A 17,000-nucleotide genomic window follows, 5' to 3' on the forward strand; every position below is an offset into this window, starting at 1 on the left:
TTAGTGAAAACTCCTAATCAAAGCTTGAACCACTATATCCCATCCATCGATTAATACAAAGAGTAAAATTTTAATGGGTAGCGCAATCGTCATAGGGGGAACCATCATCATTCCCATGGTCATTAAAATCCCTGAAACAATTAAATCGACCAACAAAAAGGGTAAAAAAATCATGAAGCCAATTTGAAAAGCTGTTTGCAGTTCACTGAGGAGAAATGCAGGAATCAACTGGTAAAACTTGATGTCTTGTGCCGTTGCGGGTGGAGGTTCTTTTGCCAATTCTAAAATTACCTGCATGTCTTTTTCCCGTGTTTGTTTAAGCATGAATTGCTTCAGTGGAGTTTTTGCTTTTGCCAATGCCATTTCGGTATTTATTTGATGGGTTTGATAAGGCTGATAAGCTTCGGTATAAATTCTTTTAGCGACGGGCATCATGGTAAAAAGAGTAAGGAAAAGTGCCAAACTGATAAGAACCGAATTGGGGGGAGTCTGCTGAAGTCCCAAGGCGTTGCGAAGCATCGATAACACGACAACAATGCGTGTAAACGAGGAAAGCATGATTAAGCAACTTGGAGCTAAACTTAATAAAGTGAGCAATGCAAAGACTTGCAAAGCAGGAGCAAGATCATCTTGAGCAAAGTGAATAGGCCCAAAAGAGAGGGTAGGGGTGGTTGCCTGTGCGATTAAGGGAGTCCCTATAAAGAAAAAAGCCACGCAGGGAAATAAAAATTTTCTACAGCAATACATCGTGAGTCTCTTTATTCAAAGGTTGAAGAACTAATCCATGTTGGTTATCAGCAAGAAGAAATTGTTGATTTTGGTACTCAATGACATAAACAATTGTCTTCGCATTTAACCGTTTTTTATCCACGACTAAACAAGCGACGGAGGGCAGTAGGGTGCCGCTATTTTTTTTAGCCAAGACCAAACAAACCGCAGCAAAAATTAGGATGAACACCAGATAAGTGAACCATCCATGTTTGGGCTGCAGCGTTTCCTTGAACGGAATTTTTTCTGCAAAGGCTTGGTTTGAGAAAAAACTCATAATCCAAACCATAAGAATGTATTGGTAATTCACGTGCTTGAGGGAAAAGGGTTTGTTTTTCGAGCATCGTAGCCCAGCAAAGCAAGTCATTTTGGCCAGAAGAGTAGACTGATTGATACGTTCATTATTCATCAGGAGCCTCGGTGATGAGGAGGGCAAAACACTCGTCAACGCTCATTAATTCACCTCGTGCAATCACTTGATTGTTAAGTAAGAGATCGATAGGCTCATTTATTTTTTGATCTAAAGATAAGAGTTGACCTGCTTTAAGGCAACGTAATTCAGCGAGAGAGAGCGTAATGTTGCCCAGACGGACTTGGCATTCAACTTCTAATGAACCGACTAGGTTCAAGTAATTGTCACCAAGCAAGGACTGATTTTCAGTTTCGGGCTCTAATTCGGGTAAAGCAATTTTTTTTACAGTGATACTCATGTTATGACCTCATTAACTGAATGGATTTATGTTGCAATAATTGACCGATCTCGGCTTCACAAATGCTTTGATTTTGATGTTGAACGACCAGAGGTGTATTCAAAGCATGATCCGTTTTAATGACATCCCCTACCTGCAAACCAAGCACTTTCGCTAAACTGAGACGAAGTGGCTTAAGTTGGATTGTTAAATTCACGTTTTGGGGGGCCAAAGCGTTGTCTAAACGTACCAAGGGTTTAGAGATTTTTTTAGGTTGTGGCAAATGGGGCAATACCCAGTTCGAATGGAGATAAAAATTAAATAAACCCTTGCTGTGAGTTAAAGTTAAATTTAAGCAGGCTGACCCAGGATATATCCATTCATTATAGTGGGTTGAGTTAATGGTGGTTTGCAGTGAATCGAGACCTAAAAAATCATGTAGTAATCGGGTAAAAATCTCAGCGCTGACTGAGTTGAAACAATGGGATATTTCACCAAAGAGAGTTTGTTGTAAAAAGGGTAGAGCATTTGGCTCATAGAGAGCGATAGAGTCACCCTTTTCATGGGTGATCAATTGCATTTCACTAAACGCACTGATTTCAGAACAACAGCTGACATTCAGCATTATAGGATCCATAAAATAGCTCTCATTCCACTGGAGCAATAGTTTATTAAAAGAATGCTCAATGGATTGCAATGCAGAGCTAGTGATTATTCGGTAAGGTCTTGCATTTTTTTTCATTTTTGGTGTAACTCTTCCAATAGTTGTTTGTCCATTTCCATGATTTGTGAGCAGGCTTGAAACATGCGTTGCAAGACAATGATATTGGCAAACTCAGTGGTTGAATCGACATTCGATGTTTCAATTTTTCCAGGTTGCAAATTACCAAATCCTTCTTTATTGGCACGGCCAATTTGCCTGCCTTGTTCGGTTTTAGCGCGGAATAAATTATTGTCGGCTGGGATTAAATTGTGTTCTAAGTCATCAAATTGTGCTAATGCAATATAAATGCCTTTTGTGGTTTGGTCATTATCATATTGCCAAGAAATCTGCCCGTTCTCATCGAAGGAAAGTCCAATGAGATTGCCTTCGATAGAACCATCTTGTTGATGAACGGTGATGTTTGTAGCCGCTTTTAAGACGCCTGCTTCGTTGAGACGGACGGATTTGTCTTCATCAGACAGGTAATTGCCAAAGTTGAAAGTGATGAGTTGATTATTAGGTAATTTAAGATCAATCGCATTGAATCCTGCAGTCGGAGCCCCTTGATCAAGAGCACTAAATCGTAAAGTTTGTGGTAAAAAAGAGAGTTCTGTTCCTTCATAGCTTACTCCGTTCAGTTCCCATTCCAAACCATCCTCATTATTTAATTGGTTTTTCACGACACCTCTGGGTTTAAATTCCAATGTAATTTGATGCGCTTTACCTTGCGCATCAAAGATCGTATCAACCGTAAATTGAATAGGTTTATAATTGCTTTTGATGGGATCGGAATTAGATGTATTGTCTTCTTCTTTTTTAACGAGAATAAAGTCTCCTGCCAAATCCACATAACGCGTTGGCTTGCCAACAAGCGTTTTGGCCGCGTTTTGTTTGATGGGAACTAAACTACCCCGTTCATTATATCCTTGAACAAAACCACCACTGCGCCTATCCACAAGGATGCCATCGCTGTTAAAATTAAATTCACCATTACGAGTGTACATGAGTTCTCCGTTTTTAAGACGGATCATAAAAAATCCTTGGCCTGAAATGGCAAAATCAGTGGGATTACCTGTTCCCAAATAGCTGCCTGGACGAAAGTTAGTGACGGCGCCTGCTACAGCGACTCCTGAACCTAAGTGATTATTGTTTTTCTCATTACCCAAAGAAGAATAAAACACGTCACTGCGTTTGAATCCTGGACTTTGCATGTTAGCGACATTATGGGAGGTGTTTTGTAATCCATAACTTGCAGCAAGCATTCCTGTTAAACTGGTGTAGTAGGTGCTAGTCATCGTCTTTCCTTAATCTATTGAGTAGCCGAATTTCGAACAAGGGTAATCTCGGTTAATTGCACACGTGGATTATCGCCATTGCTCATGAGTACATGGACGAGGGGGGGCAGATTGGGGGAAAATTCAATTTTGTTGACCACCCCTTCGAGCTTGCTATTGCTAATGGTCACCTTTTTACCCAGAAGCATGAGGCTTTGATTATTATCTGCCAAAGACGCCAGTAGTTGATTCGTGGTTTGTGCTTCTTGGAGTGAAGAAAACTGAGCCATTTGTGCCATGAACTCTTTATTATCAATCGGCTTCAATGGATCTTGATATGTTAATTCCTGCATGAATAATTTTAAGTAATCGGCTTGATTGATATTCATTTCTTGAGCTGAGTTGATTGCATTAGTCATGTTGTACTCCATTAATTCTAAGATGCTGCAAACGAATTCCTTTACTTGTAAGCCATTGCTTTATTAACTGTATTAACTCGTTTATTTGTTGGATGTCTAAGGCTGTTGTATTTAGGCTGAATTCAGCTTCATTATTGAAGATGAACAGTTGATGATTTTTAACAGGATCGCATTCGACTTTATTTAGAGTAAGCGCTGAGGTTTTTTTATTCGCACAATCCCGATTCGCTAAGGGCGTATCGCTGTATTTTTCTTGCGCATTAAATGCCTTATTTTCCATTTGATTTGGCCGGATAAAATAAGAGTTTTGTTCAAAATTAATTGGCGATTTTGCTTGTTGAAGAGGCAGGGTAGGATTGAGGTCATACGTGTTATCCGGTGCACGCTTTTCAAGGGGTTTGCTTGCTGGCACTGCTACCCGAGTACTTTGCACACTTGAGATTGAGCGAGGGTAGGGGGTTTTATCCTCGGTGAGCAGTGATTGGAAGGTTAATGCTGAATTTTCCAATTGTTGCTGGTGTTGCCAATAGTATTCATCGCTTGTTTTTGGGTTTTTTGACGAGAATTTGTCGGTCAAACTATTGAGCATGTTCTCTTCAATTTTCATGCAGGCTCCTTCCGTTGTAAAATCCATTCATCGTTTGCATTTTGTTGGGAGATTATTTCCTTTTTTAATGATTCTTTCCTTAGTTTTCCTTGGTATTTTTCTAACATTTTTAACTCTGTCTGCAGACGAATTTTCCGTTCATTTAACTGGGAAAGTCGTGTTTCTATGGCTTTATTTTCAATACTTAACTCTTCAAGTCGCTGCTGTTTTTGAATGATGAAATTAAGTCGGGCAATTTCTTGTTCTGGGATGATGAGCGCTGAGGTTGCACAGGCTTGATGAATTTGTTGTTGCAAATGATGCAGTGACTGTTGCATCGATTTTTGTTCCTCATTAATGGCTTGCGACAATTGCTCGACTTCGTTTAATTGCCAAGACAGTTTATTCATCAGTGCGACTAGTGTTTTATTCATTGCAAAATCTCAGAAAAACGTTGTAATAAAATTTCAAGAGATAGAGCCTCTTGTTTTTGCACTAACAGTTGATTGATCGCATCAATGCGTGCAACGACATAATCGAGCTTGGGATTATTGCCGGGTTTGTAGGCGCCAATCTCAATCATGTCTTTGTTTTGCTGGTATAGGCTAAGCAGAGAAACAATCTTATCCACTATCCGTTGTTCATCTTGGTTGAGTAACTGCATTGCGAGGCGTGAGGTACTCTGCAAAACATCGATAGCAGGATAATGGCCGCGTTGAGCTAAAGCTCGGGTTAGAATGATATGGCCATCCAAAAGTGCGCGCATGTGGTCAGCAATGGGCTCATTAAAATCATCTCCCTCCACGAGTACGGTGTAGAGTGCAGTGATACTCCCTTGCCCTACAAAATTACCCGCTCGCTCGACAATGCTTGGCAAAAGGGAGAAAACGGTGGGAGTGTAACCTCGAGTCGTGGGTGGTTCGCCTAAACTTAAGCTAATTTCTCGTTGTGCCATGGCAAAACGAGTCATTGAATCCATGAATAGTGCCACTTTTTTGCCTTTACTGCAAAAATATTCGGCAACAGCAGTGGCGGTCAATACCGCTTGCTTTCGCATTAAAGCAGGTTCATCACTGCAGGCGACAACGACCACTGATTTTTTAAACAGCTCCTTATCGAGGTGTTGCTGGATGAAATCATTGACTTCTCGACCGCGTTCACCGATGAGCGCAATCACATTGATATCGCTTGTGATCTGTCGGACCATCATGCCGAGTAGCACAGACTTGCCTACACCACTGCCGGCAAAAATCCCTATGCGTTGACCTTCACCAAGCGGAAGCAACGCATCGATGGCATGGATACCTGTGAGCAGCTGGTTTTGAATGGGCTGACGATGCAGTGGATTTATTTTGTTTTTGTGCAACGGCACTTGCTGAGAACCATTAATATCCCCAAGTGTATCCAAAGGTTGGGCAAAAGCATCGATAATCCGCCCGAGAAGCGCCTCCCCAGCGGGTATTGCCATGGAATGGCCGGTGGCACGCACTTTAAGTCCCGTATGGATTTTAGCCATGGTAAAAGGCATCAAAAACACATTACCTTGTGCAAATCCAATGACTTCAGCATGCATGATTGCTTGATTGCGAGTATTGAGGATTTCACATACTTCACCAATAAAAGCGTTAGGAGGGCCATTGGCAACTAATTTTAGGCCAAGGCATTGCTCAATATGACCGATGCGATCCATTGGTTGTATTGATTTTAACCAGTTATTCATGGGAATTCCTCTTCTTTATTTGCAAGAGAGCTTGCTTAAGGCCATCAATTTGCCGCTCAATGCCCGCATCAAAAAGACCATGTTCGGTTTTAATGCGGCATCCGCCTAAAGTGAGGGTTTCATCCGCAATCACTTGCAAATCCTGGTATTGACTAAAATCAATTTTTAACGCGCCTTGTCGCAATAAAGTTAAATCTTGAGGATGTAATGCTAGCGTGATTTTTTGCTTATCATTGAGATGAGTCAGTGCTGCAGTAATTTGTTGCGCGATTACCTCTTTTGAACACTGCTGTTGAATAAATAATTGTTGCACGATGGCCAAGACAATATCTGCAATTTCGGCTTTTAATGCCAGCCGACTTTCATTGAGCGCATCAGGAATAACTTGCAGTAAATTATTCAGTTGCTGCACGATACCCATCGTTTGGCTGGAAGTGAGTTTTTTGCCTTGCTCAAGTCCCTCTACAAGTCCTTGCTCAAAGCCAATTTTATACCCTTCCTCGCGTGCCTGTTCTTTCAGTAATGCATTCTCTGTTGCAGAAGGCGAAAGTGTATTGGGCGAAATAAAGTTATTTTCCTGAGCTAATGGGGGTTTACCCAGCGGAAAATAATCATCGCTCAAGATCACGTGTTTGAGAATATCAGCCATGACTATTCTCCACAGAGTGATCAAAAGAAAGAGAGCTTGTGTTTTCCCAATGGCTAAAGAGGGCTTGTTTAGGTGAACTTTTTAAGCGTTTCACCTGAGTTTTCAGCAAATGTTTAATCGTGCCTTCATGATCAAACCTGCGCAAAAAATCCTCGTGCCAGTCGTATTGTCCTTGCTCGAGTATGATAGCGATATAAAGTGGCGAATGGGTAGACAGGCGTTTGCAAAGCTGACCAGGTAGAGAATCAATGGGGATAAATGAAGCGATTGCGCCTCTAAGCTTGCGAAAATGTTGCGCATGCTGAAGCAACTCCTCGCCTTTCTGGCGAATAAATAATGCCTTTTCCGCCGTTGACAACTGACTGATTATCCAGCGCTGATCCGCTTTAGATAAATGCGCTATTTTAAGTAAAATGGACTTCAATTGATTACTCATAGTGATTTAACCATTGCGTTAACTCAGTTAACAATAATTGTCTTTTGCGCCGACGTGATTTGACGTTGAGAGAGTAGAAAAAAATCACTAGGCTTAAGCAGCCAATGACTGCAAGAAAAATTAAATTGGAAGACGCAGTACTTTGAGGAATAGAAGAAGTCAATGGAATAGAGGGAATTAAATGAGGCGTTGTGATTAATGCCTCAATACTGATTCGATCGCCACGGACTTCATCAAATCCCACAATTGATTTCACCAAGCGTTCAATTTGTTCTATTGTTTGCTGACTGGTAAATTGTGGAATGGCAACGGACACAGTAAGTCGCTCAATGTTGCCACTTGCACGAGTAAAATGCTCTTTTTCCCTCCCAAATTGATAGCTCTTTTCGCGTGTCAGATCGTGATTGGTTTGTGCTTTTTCTGATTTAGATGAGGTGGAGTGTTGCGTCTCTTTTTCATGAGTAATAATCCCATCACGCTGTGGCTTAATTAATTCGCGCTGCAATTCGTCATAATTTAAAGTCACATCAATTTTGACCATGACTTCTTCATCAGTAAAAACCGCTTTCAGCATCTGTGTGACTTTTTGGTTCAAGTAATGTTCGATGCTTTTTTTAATGGCAAAATGCCCTACGGTGGAATCGTCCTCGTCGTGGGTTAAGTTATTGCCATTTTGATCGACAATAATAACATTGTTTTTCTGCATGTGAGGGACGCTTGCGGTAATTAGCTGCTGAATGCTTTTGACTTGCTGAGGAGTGAGGGGTTGATTGAGATGTAAATTGACAGCGGCTTTGGGCTGATTTTCCTCTTGCTGAAATAAATGACGTTCTGGGATGACTAAGTGCACTCGTGCTTGGCGCACTTCATCAAGGCTGCTGATGGTGCGTTCTAATTCGCCTTGCAAGGCGCGCTGATAATTGATTTTTTGAGAAAAATCCGTCATGCCAAAATCACTTTTATCAAACAGCTCGAAACCCACTTGTTGTGAAAACTGGACTCCACTATTCATAAGTTTGATGCGCGTTTTTTCAATTAAAGGTTTACTGATGAGAATTTCGCTGCCCTGATGACGTACTTTATAGGGAATGTTGGCTTGCTCTAATTGGTTAAGAATTTGATTGGCATCCCGACTATTCAATTGATTGAATAAAACGCCATACTGGGGATTAACCACCCAATAAGAAAGCAAAAAGGTAAGGCCAATAATCACTATTAAACCAAGGGCAAAACTTAATTGCCGCTGTTTGCTTTGTGTTTTTAACCATTTCAGGCTAGCTTCGACATACTTCACTTAAATCTGCTCTCTCATGATTTCTTGATACGCACTCATCAATCGATTGCGCACTTGTTCTAAAAATTGCAACGATAATTTGGCTTGTTCCAGGGTTAACATGGTTTGGTGTAAACTGGCTGCTTGACCACTGGCTAATTGCTGCAATGCGTTATCTGCAGCCAGTAATTGATCATTTGTTTCTCCCAAACGTGCCGTTAACCAGCTAGCAAACGAAGGCGTGGATTGATGCACTGGCTCAACACTCTTCATACCCGAGTTCAAACCAATTCCATCGAGTGCTTGAAGTTTCATCGTTCATCTCCAATGCTTAAGGCTTGAAGATACAGGCTGTGCGCTGTATTGATGACTTTTATGTCGGCTTCATAAGCGCGTGATGCACGCAACAGAGTGGTCATTTCATCCACCATGCTGAGTCCTGGATAGCTGATATAACCTTGTTTATCTGCCGCAGGATGTCCTGGTTGATAAACTTTATTGGGCGGTATTCTTTGTGGTGCTAATTCAACCATGGCAACTTCGGGATCTTCTGCATTGCTCAGATAAGCTGAAAAAGGTTTTGCTGTGGCTATAACCTGCATGGGTTGAAAAGAAGTTCCTTCTGCATTTTGCAAACTATGCTGATTAGCAATGTTGTTAGCAACCACATCAACTCGCAGTTTTTCTAAATTCATTCCTTGTGTGGCGATCGCGTAAATTTGATCGTAGCTCATGATGAAGTATTCCCGTGTAAAGCCAATTTCAGGATGGCTAATTTCTGATTGAGTCCTTTAATGAGTGCGCGATAATGAGTGGCGTTTTTTACGCTTAGGGCAATTTGCTCATCGATGGATGAATAAGTATCGCTGGTTTGATAGAAAGGATTTACTTGTTGCAAGAAATCTGAATTAATCTCAGTTTTTTGCCCCAGTTGCTCTTCAAAATTAACTGCCATGGTTTGATAATGACGCGTATTCGCATTGGCAATGTTATTGGCTATCGCGGTTTGTCGCATCAAGCTTGCATCCAGTGCTAAACGAATGAGTTCAATTGTTGGATCATAATTCATAGTTCCTCCTCGCTATTGAATGACCAGTTCGGCGTGTAGAGCCCCTGCACGCTGTAAACTTTGTAAAATCGCAATAATATCGCGCGTTGATGTTTGTGCCTTGGTTAAAGAAGCAATTAACTCAGCAACCGTGGCTCCTTCAGCGAGTGTCACTGTATTCGCTGTTGTTTCTTTGACATTGATATTCGTTGACGGAGTAAGCGCTGTGTGAACTTCTTTACTCATATCGCTTAATAGTGTGGGTTGCGAGACGTTATAAGTAGTGGCTATTGCAATTTGCAAATTACCATGAGAAATGGTGACAGGATCGATTTTCACATCTGCGCCGGCGATCACCACCCCCGTGCGCTCATTGACCACCACAGTAGGAAGGTTATCTGGCTCGATGGCAATGTTCTCTAATTGGCTGATGAAACGCACAAAATGCTTCTTTACCGTCATAGGAGGATGAATTTCGATGTCCTGGGCTGTCTTAGCAAGGGCAGTGTCAGCACCAAATTGCTGGTTGACAGCCTTTTCAACATGATCGGCTGTAGTAAAATCCGGACGATTTAAAATAATGTGAATTTCACCTTCTTTATTCATCAATTCGTTGTAAATTGTTTTTTCAACTACGGCGCCACTCGGTATAAGTCCAGTGGTAGGATGATTTTTTTGAATGACATTACCGTATACATCATATTTAAAGCCGCCAATTGAAATGGGACCTTGTGCTAGGGCATACACTTGATTGTCAGGGCCTTTAAGTGGGGTGACGAGAAGCGTTCCACCCAGAAGACTTTTAGCATCGCCTAAGGACGCGACATTCACATCCAACTTGTCACCCTGATGAGCGTGGGTGGGAATATTCGCCGTCACAATGACGGTTGCAGAGTTTCGACTGTTAACTTCATTCGGATTGATATTGACTCCAAACGTTTGCAACAAATTGGCGATCGCTTGAGTGGTGTCTTTATTGCGGCGAGAATCACCGGAGCCAGCTAGGCCGATAACTAAACCATATCCAGTGATGGGATTTTCTTGTAAACCTGAGACATGAGCAATGGATTTTAAGCGTACCGCTCCATGGCTTGACGTGAAACTGAAAACTAAAGTGAGGAGGAGAAATAACACATTAAAGGAGCCTGGCTGTTCTCTTAATTGCTTCATTACACCAACCCCATCAAGGACAATACTTTATAGACGTAATTGCGTCGCTGCGAATCCGAAACTGAGCCTTCACCCGTATAAGTAATTTGTGTGTCAGCAAGGCGGGTCGAAAGTACGGTATTTTGCGAGCTGATGTCTTCAGGTCTGACAAAGCCACTGAGTAAAATGGTTTGTTGCTCACCATTGATGCGAATCAATTGATGGCCTTCCACGAGATAACCTCCCGATTGAACAGCCTTAATGCGTACGGTTAAGGCGGCTTTTATTTTGCCGTTACGTCCCGTTTTAGCCGAAGAGTGACCTTTACCACTCAAACCAAAACCGACCTCATGGCGTTTTTTGTTGTAACTCGCTTCTAAAGCAGCCTTGATTTCTTTGCCCGAAGCAAGGTCAGCACTGCTATGGGCATTGGATGTTTCCATGACGATGACAGTCAAAAGATCGCCTGGTAAATAGGCTTTTTTATCCGCAATCAGCGAGCGATAATTGCTCTCGTCAAATAAACTTACTGCACTTGCTAAGGGGGAAAGGAAGCAGCAAAGAGTAAGAGCACTGATTGTCAAAATACTAGGCATAAATAATCTTGCTTTAACCACGAATTTCATTGGTCGCTTTTTCCAATTCATCAGCAATTTGTATGGCTTTGGCATTTAACTGATAAACGCGTTGAGCAAGGGTTAATTGCATCAGCGAATTCACCATATCGACATTGGATTGCTCAATTTGTTTCTGCAACAAAGAACCCATGCCATTGGTGTCCGGGGCATCAATAATTGGCTCACCCGTCTGTTCGGTTGGGTTATATAAGCCATTACCAATAGGATTTAACGCTTCAGGATTTAAGAATTGCGCGAGTTTAATCGTGCCTAAGAATTGAGGTTCAGGCTCATCCAGCATAATCGCTTCGACATCACCATTTTTTTGAATGCTGATAGCAACGAAACCCTCGGGTATTTGGATATTGTCTGCTAGTCTTAAGCCATCCTGAGTGGCGAGATACCGATCGTCATCAATGATCAAGGTGGAATCACGTGTGTAGGAAATATTGCCATCAGGATGAATGACTTGCAGGAATCCACTGCCGTCAATAGCAATATTGTGCCAATCATCGCTTGGTTTCAGCGGACCTTTGCTGAAATCTTTTGTTATTTTATAAATGGCGGTGCCTGCGCCTAATTGCGCTGTCGCCTGATTTTGGATAGTCGAAGTCCCATGAATGTTTTGATATAACACATCAGTAAAGGTAATTTTTGAAGCTTTGTAATTGGGTGTATTCAAATTTGCTAAATCGTTAGCTATCTTGTCGATATAATACTCTTCCGTTTTTAAGCCGCTTGCGGCAATGGCAAATGCATCAGACATTTCCTTCTCCTAATTGACTAATTGCCGTGGATAACAAATTATCCGCGGTCCGCATCACCCGTTGTGATGCTTCGAAATGGCGAGAGGTTTTAAGCATTTCGAGCATCTCATCCACCGACTTCACATTGGATTGCTCAATAAAACCTTGTAATACACGAATAGTACTATTCGCGGGATTTGGTAATTCAACCGATTCGTAAAGCCCTTGGCCGCGGTAGTTCAGTTTTTGCATTTGAGAAAATTCAACAAGATTGATTTGCTCAACCTTGTGATTATCGACATAAACGATGCCTTGGGAATCGATAGTGAAGGAATTATTATCCACACGGATAGGTCCTGATTTCCCTAAAAGCAAAGCCCCGGTCGCCAATGATAATTCTCCTCGTTCGTTAACCTGTAAATCGCCGCGACGGGTATAAAAAACCCCTTCTTCGGTTTGCACCTCAAAAAAACCATCTCCCGAAATCGCAATATCTTTTGCGTTTTGCGATTGCGTCACTGTACCTTGCGTAAAGATTTTTGCGTTCTGCATTTGTTGGTGAGCTGAAGGGATTTCAGTGTCTAATTGCATAGAAAATGACTTATTTTCAAGGAGTTGACGCTTATAACCGGGCGTTTGCATATTGGTAATGTTTTGATTAATTGATTGCAAACGCAGTTGGTCTTGTAACAGGGCTATTTGAGCTGCACCAATGGCATCCATCATCATGATTTTTATCCTTATTGCACAACAGCGAATGATTCGACTTGAATACTGATTGGTATTTCATTCATGGCCAATACAGTCAGGTGAGGAATCACGCGTTGAGTTAATTGCTTGATAGGTCTGCGCAGAGCAGAAGAACAAAGCAACACCGGTCTTTTTCTTTCGCCAAGCATTTTTTCGACTTGATTAGCAAGCGAAGTAATGAAATTTTCAGTCAAACTTGGTTCTAATGCCCAAAAGTCTTTGCCTAAATTTTGATTGAGTTTTTGCTCAAGAACGGGGGCAAGAGTGAGCACTTGCAAACTGTCTTGATTTATTAATAATTTTTGGCAAATGGCTGTACCAAGGCGCATGCGCACAAGCTCAGTCAGCTGAGTCGGGTCAGTGATGGTTTTTGCGTGTTCCAGCAACACTTCGAGAATGGTAGATAAATAACGAATAGGCACTTTTTCTTGTAATAAATTTTTAAGAATGCATTGTACTTGGCTTAAGGGTAGTAAAGTTGGAATGAGTTCATCGCGAAGATGACGAACATTTGTTTGTTCAAGTAAGATCTCGGTTTCGGTTCTTGTGAGTAAATCAGCAATATGATGATAAACAACTTCTTTTAGGTGAGTAATGAGCACATTGATGGGGTCACACAAGGTATATCCCATTTCAACTGCCTTGGTTTGCTGAGAGGGATCAATCCAGGCTGCAGCTAATCCGTAGCTGGGATCGCGCACTGCGATGCCATCTTTCAATAGAGTTTCTTGATGAGTTCTGCTCGAAGCGAGGGCGAGCATTTTATCAAAATACAGTGGATGATGACCGCCTTGGTTATTCCCTTGAATACTAATGTGATAAAACGGATAACTGAGCTTTTTATCGCTTAACAATTTAATTTCGGGAATAACAAATCCAAGTTCAAAAGCGATGCGCTCACGTACTTGTTGAAGGTACTGAAGAAAGGTTTGTTCTTGTTGAGCGAGACGCGTGAACAGTTCAGGATGTAAGTGAATTTCTACTGGATAAATTTTAATTTTGTCATAAAGAGACACTTCGTTTTCTTCAATAATTTCTTCCGTTTTTGTTCGGAGTGCGTGCCAGGTAGCCGTTGCAAAAAGGCCAAAAATAGTGAGTACTGGAAGGGCTGGAATGCCGTTTAAGAGGAGCAAACTTAATAAGCCCACACACACCATGATTAAGCTTTTAGGATAAGCGGCAATTTGCTTAGCAATCTCACTACCTAGTTGCGTGTCGGTGGCGGCTCGGGTGACAATAATTCCCGTCGCTGTTGAAATGATTAATGCTGGAATTTGAGTGACTAAGCCATCGCCAACAGTCAGCAAAGTATACCGTTGAATCGATTCACTAAGCGTGAATCCTTTTTGTGCCATACCAATGGCAAGTCCGCCAATGATGTCCACTAAAATAATTAAAATACCCGCAATAGCATCCCCTTTGACAAATTTAGACGCACCATCCATTGAACCGTAGAAATTGGCTTCTTTTTCAATTTGTGCACGCCTCAATTTCGCCTCAGCGTGAGAAATAATCCCCATGTTGAGATCCGCGTCAATACTCATTTGTTTACCGGGCATGCTGTCTAAAGTAAATCTGGCAGCCACCTCTGCTACTCGCTGAGCGCCATTGGTGATCACGAGGTATTGGATAATGATAAGAATTAAAAATACCACTAACCCCATCACATAATTCCCTCCAATCACATATTGCCCCATTGTCTGAATGACTTGTCCGGCATTTCCTTCAGCAAGAATAAGACGCGTCGCCGAAATATTAAGTGCTAAGCGAAAAAGAGTTGAAAGCAATAGCAGCGCTGGAAAAGTAGAAAAGCTTAAAGGTTTATCGGTATAAAATGTTAAGAGAAGAATAGTTAATGCCCAACTGAAGTTAATGATAAGTAGAAAGTCGAGTAAAGCAGCGGGGATGGGAATAAATAAGATAAGGAGTATGCTGATCGCAAAACTTATCATGATTAATTCACTATTTCCTTGAAATCGATTTGGACGAGGTGTCATGTGAGCCCTCGCTGGCGATAAATCTCGCGGAAAATAAGGGCTGCAACGGGAAAATGCTCAGCGTGAATCCATTGATTGACGTCGACTGTAGCAAACAAGGACTGGGCGAATGATTTATTTTGAATAATGGGCACATGATGACGCTCAGCCAATAGTCTTGCTTGGTTAGCAAAATCGCCGCGTGCTTTGAAAACCACTTTAGGTGCAGGCATGGCATAGCGCTCGTATTTCAGGGCAATTGCCAAATGAGTTGGATTAGTAATAATCACATCAGCGGTTTTTACTTGTTCTAACGCCGCTGTTTTTTGCCGGATTTGTTGCTGAAGTTGTTTAATTTTCGCTTTAATTATAGGGTCACCTTCACGTTGGCGGTACTCATCTTTCACTTCTTGTTTACTCATCCGATTATCTTTTTTATATTTCCAGCTCATGTACAACTTATCTAATATTGCTAATGCAAATAACACCAATAAAAGTTGCCACATGAATTTAAAAATCAGGGACATGATGAAAGAGGGGTGGGCGTTGGGGCTAACGATTAATAAGTGTAATAGCGTGTGAGTTTCTCGAGGCAGTCGGAATAAGATAAATAAGAAAATGAAGATTAATTTAAGACTCGATTTTATTCCCATAAATAAAGCATGCGAGGAGACTAACCGTTTAAATCCTTGGGCTAAATTAATCCTATCCATTTTAGGCGAAAGCGCTTTTGTAGACCAAACGAAACCTGTCTGAGCAATAGTCGATAAAACAAGACTAAATAGACTTGCTAGGGCAAAAGGTAACCACAAAAATATTAAGCTGGACAAAAGAAATTGCTGTAGTTTAGCCAGGTTTCCAATCTGCAACGAAAAATGCGCCGATAAATGGAAAAGCGCGATCATCAATGTCTTCATTTGCTGAAGCATGGAAGGCCACAAGGCGCTAGTGACGAAAAGCAAACTCATCAAAACCAGCGTTGAATTTAACTCAAGGCTTTTATTGACGACTCCTTTTTCTTTTGCTTTTTGCAGCTTATAGGGTGTTGCTTTCTCTGTTTTATCGCTCATAACATCACCTCTTGCCATGTTTGAAAACAGAGATTGAAAAGTCTTTCCATTAATGGTGTGATGTAATTCAATATGAACGTGAGAAGAACAAAGCCGAGCAAAATTTTGAGGGGTAATGCTAAAAAATAGGTGCTTATTTGTGGCATATTGCGAGTGATTACAGCACTCAATAATTCGATAAGTAATAAACCAATGAGCACGGGGGCAGCAAGCATCCAAGAGAGAGTAAAAACCAGGCCAAATTGGCTAGTCAGAAGATGAAAATGCTTAAAAAGGATGAGCTTACCTGGTGGAATAATCGCTAATGAAAAAGCAAGTCCTTGTATTAATCGATGATGTCCATGCAATGCAAAAAAGGTTAAGACACCAAGTAGTGTGAATAAACGACCTGTTAATGGATCATACGTGTGTTCACTGGGGTTCAAAATTGCAAGCGAATTTAGTCCAATCTGCGTGTCAATCAATTGGCCAGCCACCTGGAAAACAGCAAAAGCTGCGTAGAGACTTAGGGATAAAATTAAGCCGTTACTGAATTCGACTAATGCAGCGGCGACCAAACTGAGTTCATTGAGCTGTTGCGTGGATAATGATAAATGGCTGACAAGTAAAAGGCTTAGTGCAAAAACAATGAATAGTCGTATAGAAAGGGGTAATTGGCTAACTGCTTGAATAGGAGTGAAAATCAACACTACGCCGAGGCGGATTGCCACCAAGAAGAGAACAGCAAATGGAGAATAGCTAAGGGTTATCATCCTATTGTCTCCGGAATGCTTAGAATAAGATTTTTGGCAAAGTCAACAAGTGAATGCAGCATCCATCCACTGCAGACCATCAGCATTAAGACAACCGCTAGAACTTTAGGAATAAAGCTTACAGAGGAATCTTGGATTTGAGTGACGACTTGTAAAACAGAGACAATAAGCCCGCAAAGCAGAGCGGCTAAAATAATAGGCGAAGGTATTAGCAAAGCGTGCCAAAGCAGTTGTTTGGATAAATAAATCGCTAAGTCGTTAGACATTGTCCATTTCCATGTATTCGAGCTTACTTGTAGTCTTCCGTGTGGAATCCGTAAAAAACGGGTGGATTAAAGCAAATTTAAAACGAATTAGCAAGAGGGTTTTTCGACA

At 41.4% G+C, this 17,000-nt stretch carries 23 protein-coding genes; all 23 read right to left on the minus strand.

Going from position 1 to position 17,000, the window contains the following annotated elements; translation table 11 throughout:
• The 23 genes from fliP to B5D33_RS00615 all read right to left on the minus strand — a co-directional run bounded on the left by fliP (position 1) and on the right by B5D33_RS00615 (position 16,891).
• Complete coding sequence (gene fliP / locus B5D33_RS00505) at positions 1–747, minus strand: flagellar type III secretion system pore protein FliP (RefSeq protein ID WP_078767274.1); 747 nt, start codon at positions 745–747, stop codon at positions 1–3.
• Positions 734–1,177: a hypothetical protein gene (locus B5D33_RS00510; protein ID WP_058452368.1), complete on the minus strand. Its 444-nt coding sequence runs from the start codon at positions 1,175–1,177 to the stop codon at positions 734–736. Before B5D33_RS00510 ends, fliP begins: the two co-directional genes overlap by 14 nt.
• Positions 1,170–1,478: a FliM/FliN family flagellar motor switch protein gene (locus B5D33_RS00515; RefSeq protein WP_058452369.1), complete on the minus strand. Its 309-nt coding sequence runs from the start codon at positions 1,476–1,478 to the stop codon at positions 1,170–1,172. The genes B5D33_RS00510 and B5D33_RS00515 overlap by 8 nt, the downstream gene beginning before the upstream one ends.
• Position 1,479: 1 nt before the next feature.
• Positions 1,480–2,082, minus strand: coding sequence for a FliM/FliN family flagellar motor C-terminal domain-containing protein (locus tag B5D33_RS00520; protein ID WP_160158671.1), 603 nt, complete (start codon positions 2,080–2,082; stop codon positions 1,480–1,482).
• A gap of 113 nt (positions 2,083–2,195) precedes the next feature.
• The gene (locus tag B5D33_RS00525) at positions 2,196–3,455 is read right to left on the minus strand and encodes a flagellar hook protein FlgE (RefSeq protein WP_058452371.1); all 1,260 of its coding nucleotides are present in this window, start codon (positions 3,453–3,455) and stop codon (positions 2,196–2,198) included.
• 14 nt (positions 3,456–3,469) lie between these two features.
• Positions 3,470–3,853, minus strand: coding sequence for a flagellar hook assembly protein FlgD (locus B5D33_RS00530; RefSeq protein ID WP_058452372.1), 384 nt, complete (start codon positions 3,851–3,853; stop codon positions 3,470–3,472).
• The gene (locus B5D33_RS00535) at positions 3,846–4,460 is read right to left on the minus strand and encodes a hypothetical protein (RefSeq protein ID WP_058452373.1); all 615 of its coding nucleotides are present in this window, start codon (positions 4,458–4,460) and stop codon (positions 3,846–3,848) included. The genes B5D33_RS00530 and B5D33_RS00535 overlap by 8 nt, the downstream gene beginning before the upstream one ends.
• Positions 4,457–4,873, minus strand: coding sequence for a hypothetical protein (locus B5D33_RS00540; protein ID WP_058452374.1), 417 nt, complete (start codon positions 4,871–4,873; stop codon positions 4,457–4,459). Before B5D33_RS00540 ends, B5D33_RS00535 begins: the two co-directional genes overlap by 4 nt.
• Complete coding sequence (locus tag B5D33_RS00545; RefSeq protein ID WP_058452375.1) at positions 4,870–6,159, minus strand: FliI/YscN family ATPase; 1,290 nt, start codon at positions 6,157–6,159, stop codon at positions 4,870–4,872. Before B5D33_RS00545 ends, B5D33_RS00540 begins: the two co-directional genes overlap by 4 nt.
• Positions 6,152–6,808: a FliH/SctL family protein gene (locus B5D33_RS00550; RefSeq protein ID WP_058452376.1), complete on the minus strand. Its 657-nt coding sequence runs from the start codon at positions 6,806–6,808 to the stop codon at positions 6,152–6,154. The genes B5D33_RS00545 and B5D33_RS00550 overlap by 8 nt, the downstream gene beginning before the upstream one ends.
• Positions 6,801–7,244 (minus strand): hypothetical protein, encoded by a 444-nt coding sequence (locus B5D33_RS00555; protein WP_058452377.1) that lies wholly within the window; start codon positions 7,242–7,244, stop codon positions 6,801–6,803. Before B5D33_RS00555 ends, B5D33_RS00550 begins: the two co-directional genes overlap by 8 nt.
• Positions 7,237–8,538, minus strand: a complete 1,302-nt coding sequence (gene fliF / locus B5D33_RS00560) for a flagellar basal-body MS-ring/collar protein FliF (RefSeq protein WP_058452378.1) — start codon at positions 8,536–8,538, stop codon at positions 7,237–7,239. The genes B5D33_RS00555 and fliF overlap by 8 nt, the downstream gene beginning before the upstream one ends.
• Entirely contained in the window at positions 8,539–8,832 is a 294-nt protein-coding gene (gene fliE / locus B5D33_RS00565) for a flagellar hook-basal body complex protein FliE (RefSeq protein ID WP_058452379.1), read from the minus strand.
• Positions 8,829–9,251: a flagellar basal body rod protein FlgC gene (gene flgC / locus B5D33_RS00570; protein ID WP_058452380.1), complete on the minus strand. Its 423-nt coding sequence runs from the start codon at positions 9,249–9,251 to the stop codon at positions 8,829–8,831. The genes fliE and flgC overlap by 4 nt, the downstream gene beginning before the upstream one ends.
• Complete coding sequence (locus tag B5D33_RS00575) at positions 9,248–9,586, minus strand: flagellar basal body protein (protein ID WP_058452381.1); 339 nt, start codon at positions 9,584–9,586, stop codon at positions 9,248–9,250. The genes flgC and B5D33_RS00575 overlap by 4 nt, the downstream gene beginning before the upstream one ends.
• 12 nt (positions 9,587–9,598) lie before the next feature.
• Complete coding sequence (locus B5D33_RS00580) at positions 9,599–10,735, minus strand: flagellar basal body P-ring protein FlgI (protein WP_058452382.1); 1,137 nt, start codon at positions 10,733–10,735, stop codon at positions 9,599–9,601.
• On the minus strand, positions 10,735–11,310 hold the full coding sequence (locus B5D33_RS00585) for a flagellar basal body L-ring protein FlgH (RefSeq protein ID WP_160158670.1): 576 nt from the start codon (positions 11,308–11,310) through the stop codon (positions 10,735–10,737). Before B5D33_RS00585 ends, B5D33_RS00580 begins: the two co-directional genes overlap by 1 nt.
• Before the next feature lie 13 nt (positions 11,311–11,323).
• Positions 11,324–12,097 carry a flagellar hook-basal body protein gene (locus tag B5D33_RS00590; protein WP_058452384.1) on the minus strand — a complete coding sequence of 258 codons (774 nt, stop codon included), beginning with the start codon at positions 12,095–12,097 and terminating at the stop codon, positions 11,324–11,326.
• The gene (locus B5D33_RS00595) at positions 12,090–12,806 is read right to left on the minus strand and encodes a flagellar hook-basal body protein (RefSeq protein ID WP_058452385.1); all 717 of its coding nucleotides are present in this window, start codon (positions 12,804–12,806) and stop codon (positions 12,090–12,092) included. Before B5D33_RS00595 ends, B5D33_RS00590 begins: the two co-directional genes overlap by 8 nt.
• 11 nt (positions 12,807–12,817) lie before the next feature.
• Complete coding sequence (locus B5D33_RS00600; RefSeq protein ID WP_058452386.1) at positions 12,818–14,824, minus strand: flagellar biosynthesis protein FlhA; 2,007 nt, start codon at positions 14,822–14,824, stop codon at positions 12,818–12,820.
• The gene (locus tag B5D33_RS00605) at positions 14,821–15,873 is read right to left on the minus strand and encodes an EscU/YscU/HrcU family type III secretion system export apparatus switch protein (RefSeq protein ID WP_058452387.1); all 1,053 of its coding nucleotides are present in this window, start codon (positions 15,871–15,873) and stop codon (positions 14,821–14,823) included. Before B5D33_RS00605 ends, B5D33_RS00600 begins: the two co-directional genes overlap by 4 nt.
• Positions 15,870–16,625, minus strand: a complete 756-nt coding sequence (locus B5D33_RS00610) for a flagellar biosynthetic protein FliR (protein ID WP_058452388.1) — start codon at positions 16,623–16,625, stop codon at positions 15,870–15,872. Before B5D33_RS00610 ends, B5D33_RS00605 begins: the two co-directional genes overlap by 4 nt.
• Positions 16,622–16,891, minus strand: coding sequence for a flagellar biosynthetic protein FliQ (locus tag B5D33_RS00615; protein ID WP_058452389.1), 270 nt, complete (start codon positions 16,889–16,891; stop codon positions 16,622–16,624). Before B5D33_RS00615 ends, B5D33_RS00610 begins: the two co-directional genes overlap by 4 nt.
• Positions 16,892–17,000 lie beyond the last annotated feature (109 nt).

Origin of the sequence: Legionella maceachernii (genome assembly GCF_900167045.1) — a bacterium.
Lineage (GTDB): Bacteria > Pseudomonadota > Gammaproteobacteria > Legionellales > Legionellaceae > Tatlockia > Tatlockia maceachernii.

Bases quoted from the DNA above. Each gene is read 5' to 3' on its own strand.
- fliP (WP_078767274.1), bottom strand. From the start codon at position 747: ATGTATTGCTGTAGAAAATTTTTATTTCCCTGCGTGGCTTTTTTCTTT.
- B5D33_RS00510 (WP_058452368.1), bottom strand. From the start codon at position 1,177: ATGAATAATGAACGTATCAATCAGTCTACTCTTCTGGCCAAAATGACT.
- B5D33_RS00515 (WP_058452369.1), bottom strand. From the start codon at position 1,478: ATGAGTATCACTGTAAAAAAAATTGCTTTACCCGAATTAGAGCCCGAA.
- B5D33_RS00520 (WP_160158671.1), bottom strand. From the start codon at position 2,082: ATGCTGAATGTCAGCTGTTGTTCTGAAATCAGTGCGTTTAGTGAAATG.
- B5D33_RS00525 (WP_058452371.1), bottom strand. From the start codon at position 3,455: ATGACTAGCACCTACTACACCAGTTTAACAGGAATGCTTGCTGCAAGT.
- B5D33_RS00530 (WP_058452372.1), bottom strand. From the start codon at position 3,853: ATGACTAATGCAATCAACTCAGCTCAAGAAATGAATATCAATCAAGCC.
- B5D33_RS00535 (WP_058452373.1), bottom strand. From the start codon at position 4,460: ATGAAAATTGAAGAGAACATGCTCAATAGTTTGACCGACAAATTCTCG.
- B5D33_RS00540 (WP_058452374.1), bottom strand. From the start codon at position 4,873: ATGAATAAAACACTAGTCGCACTGATGAATAAACTGTCTTGGCAATTA.
- B5D33_RS00545 (WP_058452375.1), bottom strand. From the start codon at position 6,159: ATGAATAACTGGTTAAAATCAATACAACCAATGGATCGCATCGGTCAT.
- B5D33_RS00550 (WP_058452376.1), bottom strand. From the start codon at position 6,808: ATGGCTGATATTCTCAAACACGTGATCTTGAGCGATGATTATTTTCCG.
- B5D33_RS00555 (WP_058452377.1), bottom strand. From the start codon at position 7,244: ATGAGTAATCAATTGAAGTCCATTTTACTTAAAATAGCGCATTTATCT.
- fliE (WP_058452379.1), bottom strand. From the start codon at position 8,832: ATGAAACTTCAAGCACTCGATGGAATTGGTTTGAACTCGGGTATGAAG.
- flgC (WP_058452380.1), bottom strand. From the start codon at position 9,251: ATGAGCTACGATCAAATTTACGCGATCGCCACACAAGGAATGAATTTA.
- B5D33_RS00575 (WP_058452381.1), bottom strand. From the start codon at position 9,586: ATGAATTATGATCCAACAATTGAACTCATTCGTTTAGCACTGGATGCA.
- B5D33_RS00580 (WP_058452382.1), bottom strand. From the start codon at position 10,735: ATGAAGCAATTAAGAGAACAGCCAGGCTCCTTTAATGTGTTATTTCTC.
- B5D33_RS00585 (WP_160158670.1), bottom strand. From the start codon at position 11,310: ATGCCTAGTATTTTGACAATCAGTGCTCTTACTCTTTGCTGCTTCCTT.
- B5D33_RS00590 (WP_058452384.1), bottom strand. From the start codon at position 12,097: ATGTCTGATGCATTTGCCATTGCCGCAAGCGGCTTAAAAACGGAAGAG.
- B5D33_RS00595 (WP_058452385.1), bottom strand. From the start codon at position 12,806: ATGATGATGGATGCCATTGGTGCAGCTCAAATAGCCCTGTTACAAGAC.
- B5D33_RS00600 (WP_058452386.1), bottom strand. From the start codon at position 14,824: ATGACACCTCGTCCAAATCGATTTCAAGGAAATAGTGAATTAATCATG.
- B5D33_RS00605 (WP_058452387.1), bottom strand. From the start codon at position 15,873: ATGAGCGATAAAACAGAGAAAGCAACACCCTATAAGCTGCAAAAAGCA.
- B5D33_RS00610 (WP_058452388.1), bottom strand. From the start codon at position 16,625: ATGATAACCCTTAGCTATTCTCCATTTGCTGTTCTCTTCTTGGTGGCA.
- B5D33_RS00615 (WP_058452389.1), bottom strand. From the start codon at position 16,891: ATGTCTAACGACTTAGCGATTTATTTATCCAAACAACTGCTTTGGCAC.